The 11,332-nt window shown below is 34.9% G+C and carries 12 protein-coding genes and 5 pseudogenes; 9 read left to right on the top strand and 8 right to left on the bottom strand.

Annotated elements, in window-relative coordinates; all coding sequences use genetic code 11:
• The 7 genes and pseudogenes from BUB48_RS16825 to BUB48_RS19265 form a co-directional block, all read left to right on the top strand.
• Positions 1-254, top strand: a 254-nt coding sequence (locus BUB48_RS16825) for an integrase core domain-containing protein (protein ID WP_139249908.1), incomplete at its 5' end; no start/stop codon positions are given.
• A gap of 41 nt (positions 255-295) precedes the next feature.
• Positions 296-586: pseudogene (locus BUB48_RS16820) on the top strand (sensor histidine kinase); the annotation flags it as partial.
• Between the two features lie 135 nt (positions 587-721).
• The gene (locus BUB48_RS16815; RefSeq protein ID WP_073027976.1) at positions 722-1,648 is read left to right on the top strand and encodes an ABC transporter ATP-binding protein; all 927 of its coding nucleotides are present in this window, start codon (positions 722-724) and stop codon (positions 1,646-1,648) included.
• Complete coding sequence (locus tag BUB48_RS16810; protein WP_073027973.1) at positions 1,641-2,426, top strand: ABC transporter permease; 786 nt, start codon at positions 1,641-1,643, stop codon at positions 2,424-2,426. The genes BUB48_RS16815 and BUB48_RS16810 overlap by 8 nt, the downstream gene beginning before the upstream one ends.
• 2 nt (positions 2,427-2,428) lie before the next feature.
• Complete coding sequence (locus BUB48_RS16805; RefSeq protein WP_073027970.1) at positions 2,429-3,208, top strand: ABC transporter permease; 780 nt, start codon at positions 2,429-2,431, stop codon at positions 3,206-3,208.
• Between the two features lie 16 nt (positions 3,209-3,224).
• A pseudogene (locus tag BUB48_RS18375) lies at positions 3,225-3,521 on the top strand (hypothetical protein); the annotation flags it as partial.
• 159 nt (positions 3,522-3,680) lie between these two features.
• Positions 3,681-4,126 (top strand): annotated as a pseudogene (locus tag BUB48_RS19265) (sigma factor-like helix-turn-helix DNA-binding protein).
• Here the strand turns inward: BUB48_RS19265 and BUB48_RS18710 are convergent.
• The 7 genes and pseudogenes from BUB48_RS18710 to BUB48_RS16760 all read right to left on the bottom strand — a co-directional run bounded on the left by BUB48_RS18710 (position 4,076) and on the right by BUB48_RS16760 (position 8,571).
• Positions 4,076-4,552, bottom strand: a pseudogene (locus BUB48_RS18710) (YbhB/YbcL family Raf kinase inhibitor-like protein). The pseudogenes BUB48_RS19265 and BUB48_RS18710 sit on opposite strands and share 51 nt — an antisense overlap.
• Positions 4,553-4,793: 241 nt before the next feature.
• Entirely contained in the window at positions 4,794-5,243 is a 450-nt protein-coding gene (locus tag BUB48_RS16785; protein ID WP_073027968.1) for a chemotaxis protein CheX, read from the bottom strand.
• Positions 5,233-5,661 carry a bacteriohemerythrin gene (locus BUB48_RS16780; protein WP_073027965.1) on the bottom strand — a complete coding sequence of 143 codons (429 nt, stop codon included), beginning with the start codon at positions 5,659-5,661 and terminating at the stop codon, positions 5,233-5,235. Before BUB48_RS16780 ends, BUB48_RS16785 begins: the two co-directional genes overlap by 11 nt.
• 237 nt (positions 5,662-5,898) lie before the next feature.
• Complete coding sequence (locus BUB48_RS16775) at positions 5,899-6,288, bottom strand: winged helix-turn-helix transcriptional regulator (protein ID WP_073027963.1); 390 nt, start codon at positions 6,286-6,288, stop codon at positions 5,899-5,901.
• Between the two features lie 251 nt (positions 6,289-6,539).
• Positions 6,540-6,935 carry a pyridoxamine 5'-phosphate oxidase family protein gene (locus tag BUB48_RS16770; protein ID WP_073027960.1) on the bottom strand — a complete coding sequence of 132 codons (396 nt, stop codon included), beginning with the start codon at positions 6,933-6,935 and terminating at the stop codon, positions 6,540-6,542.
• Positions 6,936-7,625: 690 nt separating this feature from the next.
• Positions 7,626-8,042, bottom strand: coding sequence for a YjdF family protein (locus BUB48_RS16765; protein ID WP_073027958.1), 417 nt, complete (start codon positions 8,040-8,042; stop codon positions 7,626-7,628).
• Between the two features lie 4 nt (positions 8,043-8,046).
• Entirely contained in the window at positions 8,047-8,571 is a 525-nt protein-coding gene (locus BUB48_RS16760; protein ID WP_073027955.1) for a PadR family transcriptional regulator, read from the bottom strand.
• Between the two features lie 623 nt (positions 8,572-9,194).
• Here BUB48_RS16760 and BUB48_RS16755 point away from each other — a divergent pair.
• Positions 9,195-9,608 carry a hypothetical protein gene (locus tag BUB48_RS16755; protein ID WP_073027953.1) on the top strand — a complete coding sequence of 138 codons (414 nt, stop codon included), beginning with the start codon at positions 9,195-9,197 and terminating at the stop codon, positions 9,606-9,608.
• Between the two features lie 11 nt (positions 9,609-9,619).
• On the opposite strand, the pseudogene BUB48_RS16750 reads toward BUB48_RS16755, so the two are convergent.
• Positions 9,620-10,837, bottom strand: a pseudogene (locus BUB48_RS16750) (IS701 family transposase).
• Positions 10,838-11,080: 243 nt separating this feature from the next.
• On the opposite strand from BUB48_RS16750, the gene BUB48_RS16745 reads away from it, so the two are divergent.
• On the top strand, positions 11,081-11,332 hold a 252-nt coding region (locus tag BUB48_RS16745; RefSeq protein ID WP_073025720.1), incomplete at its 3' end, for a transposase.

Genomic DNA, 11,332 nt, shown 5'->3' with positions numbered 1-11,332 from the left:
AATATATATCAGAAATTAAATTCATTCACTCATTCAGTTCTAAGGGAAATCCCTATGACAATGCCTGTATTGAGTCTTTTCATGCTGCCCTAAAAAAGGAAGAGGTTAACCTAGTAACCTACTACGATTTTAATGCTGCAAGACTGGCAATTTTTGAATACATAGAATCCTGGTACAACAGAAAGAGAATCCATGGTAGCATTGGGTATATTACCCCTCAGCAATGTGAGGATATGGCTAGAAAATCAGCATAGTAAATCCGAGTTTTTGTGTCTAAAATATTGACATAGGTCCACAGAATGTAATTTCTCACAGTCATGCAGACAAAATAGAAATAATCCTATCAAAGCAGGAAAAAAATATGCAAATTCGATTAGCAGATAACGGAATAGGGATTGAAAAAGAAGATTTGAAGCATATTTTTGAACGGCTCTATAAATGTGACAAAGGGCGGTCTGAAAAAGGCAGCGGTCTTGGTCTTTCTATCGCACACCAACTTGTAGAAAAGATGAACGGCACAATAACAGCAAATAGCATACAGGGAAAAGGAACGGAATTTACTTTGCTTTTTCCTTTAGCAAATTAAGGCTCCCGTCCATTTGACGGGAGCCTTAATTATTTTCAAAAGCCATATTTCAAAATACAAGGTTAATGCAAGGTTGCGGCAAGGTTAATGCAAGGTTGGTGTGATAGAATACTTTACAGAACAGGAGGTTTGAATATGGAAAAAAACTATATCATTGAAACAAAAAATCTTACAAAGCAGTACGGCTCACAAAAGAGTGTCGCTGACTTAAATATACATGTGCAGAAAGGAAGAATTTACGGACTGCTTGGAAGAAACGGAGCCGGAAAAACGACCACTATGAAAATGCTGCTTGGATTAACAAAACCCACTTCCGGCGAAATCAAAATATGGGGACAGTCTTTGCAAGGGAATGAAAAGAAACTCTTGCCCCGTATCGGCAGCTTGATTGAGTCCCCCGGCTTTTACCCAAATCTAACTGCTACGGAAAATTTGCGTATCTTTGCAGCTTTACGAGGCGTGCCAAACAATCATGCAATTAAAGACGCTTTAGATTTAGTAGGACTGCCTTATAATGACAAAAAACTGTTTTCCCAGTATTCGCTTGGTATGAAACAACGACTTGCGATTGCACTTGCTATTATGCACGACCCGGAACTTTTGATTTTAGATGAGCCTATTAACGGGCTTGACCCTATCGGTATTGCAGAAGTTCGATCTTTTATTCGTGAGCTTTGCGACGAAAGAGGGAAAACGATACTAATTTCCAGTCATATTCTTTCAGAAATTGCACTATTGGCTGATGATATCGGCATTATCGACCATGGCGTACTATTGGAAGAAGAAAGTCTTGCGGAACTGGAACAAAAAAGTAGTAAGCATATCCTATTTACTCTTTCTGATACCGCACAGGCAGCAAGAATATTGGAACGCATGTTCAACGAAAACCATTTTACTATACAGGACGACCATAATTTACGCTTACATAATCTTAATTTACCTGTAGGGAAAATTGTAACTGCCTTTGTAGAAAATGGATTGGAGGTATCAGAAGCCCATACCTGCGAAGAAAGTCTTGAAGATTACTTCAAGCGAGTGACGGGAGGCGAGGGAATTGCTTAAACTGATAAAATGTGAATTTTTGAAATTAAAACGAAAAAAATTTATTCCATTGGTTATCGCATCAGCCTTTATGTTCCCTGTTCCGCTTACTTATTTAATGACAACTCCCTCTATGATGGAGCGATATACAGATAAAGCAGACGCATTTGACGGACTTTTCAATATGGTACTTGGGTACGGAATACAATTTTTACTTCCTTGTATTATAGGTGTCATTGCAGCTATGCTGTTCTTTATGGAACGTGACAATGACACATTCAAAAATCTGCGTACCATTCCTGTAACCAGTACCCAAATGGTACTTGCTAAAATTCTTGTACTCTTTCTATTTGGAATTATCTTTTGCATCGCGTCCACTATTGCGACAATTCTTTGTGGTTTGGGAACGTTAGAAGTTTATGGAATTTGTTATAAATTATTTATAGCCGTTGAAACAGGGATTTTTATTACAGCAGGTACATTGCCGCTGATTGCGCTTGTAGTCTTTTTTAGTAAGACCTATGTATTTTCAATCTTGCTATGTGTTTTTTATAGCGTATTGAATATGAGTGCAACCGCATTGTTTGACGCACTTCCAAAAACAATATTGTGGTTCTTACCTACGCCATTGACTACATTTTGGAGTGCTGGCGATATGGCGGCACATGGAATAAAAATGGACTTGGAACAAATCTCAGGACTTATCCCCTCAACCTTTCAAATCGTGTTGATACTTGGAATTATGGCGATTGTTTCATCTTGGTTGATTGACAGATTATACAAACAAAGGGGGGAATAAATATGATTCGTATCGTGAAAACAGAGTTTTACAAACTAAAAAGGTATCATATCCTTTGGGCAGGAGTTGCGCTCATGCTTCTATCTGTTTTGCTGACATTGTTTACCTCTATGGCAAATGATGGTTCTGTATGGGATTTTGCCTACCTCACAGAACAGGTTATCAAAAATAATATGTCCATGATTTTTCCTATGTGCATTAGCTTGATTGCCGGATATATGATTTCCCGCGAACAAACGGACGATACCTTGAAAAATATTTTAACTGTACCGATTTCATTTAAGCAGTTGTTGACCGGAAAATTGATTGTGTGTGGTGTACTGTCCATTGTCCTTGGTCTGATATGCAGTCTGTTTACAATCATAGCAGAAATGGTTGTAGGATTTCCGGGTTTTCAAATAGCCTTAGCCTTAAAAGCGACATTACAAATAACCGCGGTCAGTTTCTTTTTATACCTTGCTGTCCTGCCAATTATTATAATTACCTGTCGCAAAGCAGGTAGCTTTTTAGTCGGTGTTATTATTGCCTTTGTTTACGGATATGGGGGTATGTTTGCCGCAGGAAACATGACATTAGCAAATCTTTATCCGATTACGGCAAGTCTTGGAATGATTGGCTACCGCAGTTATGATACCGCAGTCAACTGGAACATAGTAACTTGTATATGCAGTCTTACAGTTGTTGTTGTCATTTCCGCTGTCTTGGTTATTTGCATGAAAGAAACAGAACAAAAACAAGCAAAGAAAAAATCGAAAAAGACAGCACCAAAGAAAGGGTGGTAAGAATTTCTATAAAAAAATAGTTTTATCATTGATACTAATCTTGTTGGAGTGTCCACGCTTTTTTGGCTGTACAAAAGATGAAATTCTCAACCATTACAATAATGTTGTTCATTCTGCGGATTCCATAGAGCTTACAGGAAAATTATCTTTGCAAGGTAAAAAAGAAAAAGGGATTGATGATTATACAGGAACCTATCAAGCTGACTATGAAAATTTTACAGATACGGAGTATTTATTCTGAGGAACTTCAATAAAAAGAGAAACCGGAAAAGATATGTCAGTTACCTGTACATTGGAAGTTTCAAGTGGTACTGATGTGCCTGTCCGCATCTTTTTGCGGACGGCGCATTCTGTCTGCTAAAAAAAATTTTGAAAAAATCTCCAAAAATATTCGGCGTTTTTTCAAGACGCAGTATTGCCCTGCGAAAAGGGGGAAGCACCACCAACTTTCAAAGCGTAATAAGGTGAAAATGTGGAACCTGAACATAGGGAATTTTATAAGCAATGCTCTTTTCAGAAGTATTGTAATATGCTACTGCACAATGAAGCCAGCGAAGCTCACAAAGAGCTACGCAAGCATAATGCAAAGGAAATTACCTTTTTCGATTTGACATTAGATGAAGCACGGCAGCTTCATACATTTGATGAATATTTCAAAGGGGAAACGGCTGAACCGTCTTTGAAAAAGCCAGGAAGAAAATCACGCCGAAGCTATTTCTTGAAGCAATCCGTATTTTACCGTAAGAAAAGCGCAAAGCTTTACTGCTGTACTACTTTGAGGGAATGAATGGCAGCGAGATTGCGAAGTTATTCAATACGTCGAGAAGCACGATACAATACAGACGGACAAGCTCTTTTTTAGGTTGCTTAGATATTGCTGCCCAGGGCAACTTTTCCTTCAAGCAACCCCATATGTAGTATATGTCCTTTCATTGCTTTCTCAAGCTGCTTTTTTGTAGCACCTGGCCTTAAATCAAGTACCGCATTAAGGGCGTACACCTTAAAGCGATATGTATGTGTTCCAAAAGGAGGTTTGGGTCCCATATATCCGATTCTTCTTAATGTATTTTTACCTTACAGGGCTCCCCCCAGAGACTTGACCATCTCTTCGCGAGGTATATCTTCCTCAATCACAGTTAAATTCGAAGGAATATTGTAAACAACCCAATGGGTAAAGGTTACAAAGGGTATTGGTACATCTGGATCATCAACAATTATAGCAATGGATTTTGCCGAAGAATCAACACCCTTTATCTGCAAAGGCGGAGATTTATCCTCCCCATTTCCTGTATATTTCTTGAGTATGAACCCTCCGTTTTCAAATGCACTACTTGTTACAAGCAAATTTCCAATGTTTTAACCTCCTCAACTTAACTCTTTGCGCTAGTTTTCATCGAAGATTTTAAGACTTTATTACTTCAGATTGTATGATAATAGACGTCAATTATGAGAAATTTACTTCATCAAATATAAAAAAACGCTTCAATATCAATGCTTTCAGTTAGGTTATGATGAAATAGAATTACTTGGCACAAGAGGTTAAGTTATTTAACACTACTTCTCATATCTTTCTGTTGAAATGAAATCAAGAGGCCCGATTCAGCTTTATTACTAAACATATATCACCGATTGTTGTGGAAATACAGCAGCTTGTTTTCATTTCATATTCCTTATCTTCATAAGGTTTGCATTGAACAGGTGGTAATATGTCGCATTTCACGTTGCTATCTGAAAGTGCGGTAAGAACATTACCGCTTATGATATTGGCAATCTCTGATACTGCAGAGATGACGAAAACATCTACCGTATTAAACTGCATACCGCTCATGATATTTACCATATTAAGAGATGTGGAGACCGGGAAGCGGTAAATAACCTCTCCATATAGGTCACCAACAATACCAACAGCTATATCTACCTCATCATCACATTTGAAATCTTCCGTGGGATGATCAGAAATCTCTGTTATGCTTAACATCAAGTTAAAAACATTATGTGTTGCATTGACAAATGCTCTATAAAGTTTATCTATCATTATCTCTCATCCCTTTCTTTATGGCATAATCCGCTATAAGTTGGTCTTCTGCGGCTACATGATTAATCAACCATGCAAGCAGCTTTCCTCCAAACTGTTGCATCAAATACTCGTTATTATTTGATTGTTCATATTGCTTAGAAACATCTTGCACATAATTGACCATACTGTCATGTATCTGCTTATGAGCTTCATATCGAGGATAATTGATATTTCGCTGGTATTCTTCTTCATCACGAAAATGCTCTACAACATATTTTTTCATAAACTCCAATGTTTCGTTTATTTTGGGGACTTTCTCATCCCAGCTATCCCCTGATCGCAATATCTGCAAAAACGATTCGACACGCTTAAACAATTCTTTATGTTGGGCATCTATCACAGGAACACCAAGTTCATATTTATCTTTCCATAACATATACCAACATCCCTTTCTTATATTTGCTTTAATTCTGCTATCTTCTCATCTCTACGCCTTTTCTCACGAAGATAGCATGTATTTTACTCATATCCTTTATCGACAGATAATCACATTAAGTAAAGCTTTAATATGCAATTTAACAAATCAATTACATGCTACACTATTTCTAATTTTATCACCCCATTAGAAATTCCAAGAATAAATTCCCAGCAAAGTAATCTGATGAACATCTTATCAAATGTAGAATCCTCCTCTGTGATTGCATTTCTGACAATGAGGCATAACATTTTCAGTATCCTCTTTATAAAATATACCTGACCACTTGCAAATACTTTGCAATATAGGTACAACAGATAGGCCCTTCTCCGTAAGTGAATATTCAACTCTAGGAAGTATCTCATCATAGGATTTACGCTCCACAATTCCATCTGTGATCAGTTCTTTTAATGTAGATGCCAACACAGCATCTGTTATATTACTCATTTCCTGACGAAGTTCACTATAACGAAGTATTTTTTTTGCTGAAAGTACGCAAATAATTCTAGATTTCCATTTTCCTCCGAATATTTCCAGCCCATACTCCAATGGACATCGGATATCCGGTTCCATTTTCCTTTTATACATTCTATCAGCTCCTCTTCTTAATTATTATAGCTTTTTATCTATGCATTATATAGCAACTATTAAATTTATTAGTTACTATTTCTGAAAAGAGAGAGCTTTTTTTATAATATAAAAATATAACCCCCACAGTCAATACATTTTTGGCATCCCTCAAAATAATATATCTTGTTCATATGAGTTTCTTTAAAATAATTAAATTTTCACATAAAGAGAGATGTGGAGATTTTCATCTCCACATCTCTTTTTATCCATTAAAGCACCTTTTTATTATCTTCATCAGGTGTTGTGACGATAACTTTTTCAGGAGTTATTATCAACGCTCCCTTAGCCGTTACTGCTCCATTGAACATTTTTTCTACCATTGCTTTGAATTTATCAACAATGATGCCCTCTCTAATATATTCAGCCTTCCCTTTAATCTGGTATCCCTCAAAATTATATGCATCATATATCGAGATGGCAATTCTCCCTCCATTTTCTCTTATATTATTCAGTGTTGTTTCCAGAAACACATCTCCTACTATCAACTTGCCATCATCTGTCACGTCCTTGAATGCGACGGGCACTACATTTGGTTCGTTCTTCGAACATGTTGCCAAATCCCACATTTCATTCTTTAATAAATTTTTTACCTTTTCATTCAGCATAACCTATCGCCTCCATCAATCAGTTTTGATGACCCCATTATAAACAATCTTCCTAATGGTAAGAAGATATAAGGAAATTTATGAGTTGCTAATAAATTTCAAAGTATTCTATTGGATATTCATTTTGGAATATAACTCTAAACATCAATATTTAACATAATACGTTTCCCGGGCAATACTTTAAATATGTCCATGCAATATCCACACATTGATTCTATTGTTATAGAAATTTGCAATTATAAATCATCGCCAAGGCTAAACCAACTCCAATTGGTGAAATTGTAAAAGACTTTAAAATAGATGAATTCCAGGTAACACAAAGCAATTTTGAGTATTCTACCTTAATATGTTCTTTTCAAGAATTGAGTATTGGCAATGGGTGGAACTATCATCAAAACTCTCCATGTATTTCATATCTCAAAATAGCAGTTAAAGAATCATCATTCTGTAATGCCCTTTATATTTGCTCATAATGTAAAAAGACCTGTAATTTATTACAGCCCATTTAAATCACATAAAGTTCTATCTTTCATCATCTCTTTTAATACTTCTTTTGGTAATGTTGATATAACAATACTCCTTTCTGGCTTTAATATTATTAAGATACGCGACAGAAAAGAGTATTGCTTTTCATTAAAGTACTTTTTTATTATCCTCACCAAGTGACTTTATCATAGGCTATTACCAACATTATCGCCCTTTGTGTTTTGCTTTTTTCTTTTCCTGGCGTAAAGCAAACTTCCGTTCTTTTTCAGCCTCTTTTTTCTCCCGGCTTTTGGTCTTTTTCTCAAGTTTATTCTGCTCATGTTGCAGCTTTAATGCCTGCTGTGCCTTTGTACCAATACCTCTATTATCTAATTGCCTATGAATTTCTCGCTGCATGCGCTTGGGATTTATTTTTCTTTCTTCGATTTTATCAATTGTAACAGGTGTACTAAGTTTCAGCTTATGCCAATTTCTTAGCAAGAAATCATAAACTTCATAATCCTTTGGCTCTTTACCAAAGGTTATTTTGCATACCGCATATTGGTCACCGTCAATGCGTTCATATAAACCAATCCAAAAAGGATTTTCAAACAGAATGATTAAACTGCTCTTGATATCCATAATATCAATCTTCTTTGAACTGAACCTCAAAAGTATCAAGCCACTCTAAAAGGGAGCGATAAAGCAATTTCTGTTGTTCAAAAATAGTTCTTCCAACAAGGGGAATATCAGCATATTTAGCAGCATATTCATCATTTAATTGAGCTGAAGCAGTAATACTGTTTCGCAACTTTTTCACTAATTCCAAAGCACTTTCCTTGTCGATTTTGTTAAGATTGGTAATAACCACATTGAAATCAAACAGAAATGATACATGCTGGTTTGCATAAGTATTCATAAGTTCATAAAAATAAGCACGTCCTTTTTCTGTAATAGAGTAAATTGCTTTATCAGCATATTTATCCCCTTTCACAATATCGCATTGAAGATAACCTTCTTTGTTAAGCTGAATGACTTTTCGATATATAGATGGAACGCTTATCTTAGTCCATCTTGGGAACTGATGATAATCTACATCTTTTTGTATGTCATATGCACTTTGTGGTTTTTCCAATACCATACCAAGTATCGCCAAATCTATGGATGACATTATTGCACCTCCCTTTTACTATTAATAATAGTACTATTATTAATAGTAAAAGTCAATAGAATGTTATTCATTTACAAGGAAAATTAAGCATTCAATATAACTTGTCCTTTTCTATTTGATTTTTTTGCATGATATGATCAAAAACATGATGAAATTCAACAAAATTATAAGTACATTTTCCCATTTATCATTTTTGATATTGACACTCTCCATGTAACATGATAGCTTTTTGATGGAATTTGATTGGTATTGGTACAAACTATATGGAAAGTATTAATATTTTAACTTTAAATTGAACATCTCAATATAGCAATAATTTAGAAGAAACAATATAGGACAAGGATAAATAGCGCATCAGATAAGGAAATTACAAAGGCTGTATATATAAAAATTGCTTATATATAGGAGAGGTGATATAAATGTTTTTTAATAAAAAGAAGAAAGATCAAATCGTATATGGTTTAATAAACTGCATTGTTCTTGAAAAAGATAATGGGATAGCGACAAATTACTTTCTTACGTTAGAGAAGTATAGCACAAAAAGTTACAATGTCATGCATGATAATCTATATCTCTGGTATTACTATTAAGGGATGTTATAGTTTCAATCCTAACAGGTTATAATGTATATTTTTATACGCCGGATAGGGAATGGTCTAAGTCTAAAAGAAGAATTAGGACATATCTATTCTTTTTATGAGTTAAAGGATGGATCGATTTTTCTAAATTACAACAAAATTGATTATCGAATAGTTACAGAATTGATAGAAGCATATTCGAGTATGTGGGATTACGAAGGCCCCATATTCTTTGCAGCCTATACCCTGAAAAAAGCGGATATTGATTTTAAAAAATTTGATACTTATGAGCAAGTAAGTGATTATGTTTTAAGGATTGAGTCTGCAAAGGACCATATGGGACTTGAAATATTCATTGACCCTAAGCAAATCTCAGAAACTGAGCTTATAGAACGAATACAAAGTGTTACCGAAAAATATAATATAAAATTAAAATTAGTAATTAGACCTGTGCAGTAAAAAGGAAATTTTTAAGCAACAAGCCCTAACTTGGTAATTATTGAGCTTACACTTAGCCCTTTAGCTGCACAAGAGTATGCAGCTTTAACAATTTCAACTATGTATTGTTGACGGAAATACCCTATTGTATCACCTATGGTCTTTAAACCTAATGTTTTGCCTTTAGATGCTCTGAAAAGCTCTAAAAATGTATAAGTCATAAATACAATACTCCAGTACATCTTAATAGATGTTAAGGATTCAATTTGATATTGGTCAAACCCAAGTGAGTTCTTATGATACCTGTAGCTGACCTCAATATCCCAGTGGTTTTGGTAGTATTCCAAGATAACTTGGCTATCAAGGCCTACATCTGTACTTACAATATATGATGGTTTACCAGATAGATCAGCCTTGCTCCAACATATTAGAATAACAGCATTTTCTATGTCATTGATTTTACCTTCATACCTATATACGTAATACTTGTTTTCACCTACTGTAACTGGGCAGGTTTCATTCTTACGTATATGGTTGGAGGACTCTTTGACACTTGCTTTTAATCCAAAAGGATAAATTGTACAGTTGGATTTGATTCTTCCGATAGTATGATATCCTCTTTTTAGAGCATGAAGCATCAGCTTACCTTAAGTATACCAGGCATCTACCAGCAAATAATTTATTTCAGTAGCTGGAGTAAACTCGTCAATTAATTGCATGGCAAGTTCATCTTTGTTTTTAAAAAGTTTTTTGGATTTTGAACCATAAAACTGTTTCCTGAGATAGAGCTTAAAATTAAGTTGCAACGAATAATTAGATACCTTGTAATTAGAACTAACGATACAGTGTGACCACATAGTTTTACCATCACTGTGAGAATGATGATAATCAATGCCTTCCATCTTCTTTGTAGAATCATCTTTTTTACTCAAAGAGTCATCTATAATTAGAAAGCCAACCTGATTTTCATCGATATTCTTGGGGATAGTATGAATAGAGTGTGAAATTCTCTTGTAGTCTACATATTCGTTGTTCCATTTGTATTCACTTAAGAATCTTGAGCCAGTGCTTCTATCTCTATTAGAAGTAAGTTTTTTGTAGATGGCAGAGACAGTTTTATTACCTTCTGTAGTAATTATGCCTGAGACCATATTTATGATATGGTTATTCAAAGCAGTAGAATAAGGCAATTGTAACATATTTATATAGTTGATGATGTTCTGGTTTTGTTCTATTATTATCTCAGGCATAAGTTTGACCTCCGTGATTTGTTTATAGTATTGGGTAACTCTAAACTATCACAAATAGTCAGCTTATGCTTTTGTTTTACCATGAATTTGGTAATACAATTTTTGACTTTTTAGTGCACAACACTAATTATGTAAGTGAATAATGAACGATGGTAATTTGTAAATTTAACTTAGTGTTAGTATAGTTTTGTAGACACAGAAGTTCGAACGATTTAAAATAAGAAGTGAAAGGAAGTGTCTACAATGGGAAGAGGTCAAAAACATTACACCAAAGAATTTAAAGATACTATAGTAGAGCTATATAATTCAGGAAAGCCGCTAGCAGATTTAGCTCGTGAATATGGCATACCAAAATCAACAATGGTGACATGGTTAAACAAAGCCAAACCAGTAGTAATTGATAAAGATAAAACCGTGACAACAGCCGACTATCAAGTCATGTTAAAGAAGATAGCAAGGCTAGAAGAGGAAAATGAAATACTAAAAAAAGCCATG

It is taken from the genome of Lutispora thermophila DSM 19022 (genome assembly GCF_900142105.1).
Lineage (GTDB): Bacteria > Bacillota > Clostridia > Lutisporales > Lutisporaceae > Lutispora > Lutispora thermophila.
This window is presented reverse-complemented; position numbering and strand designations above follow the sequence as displayed.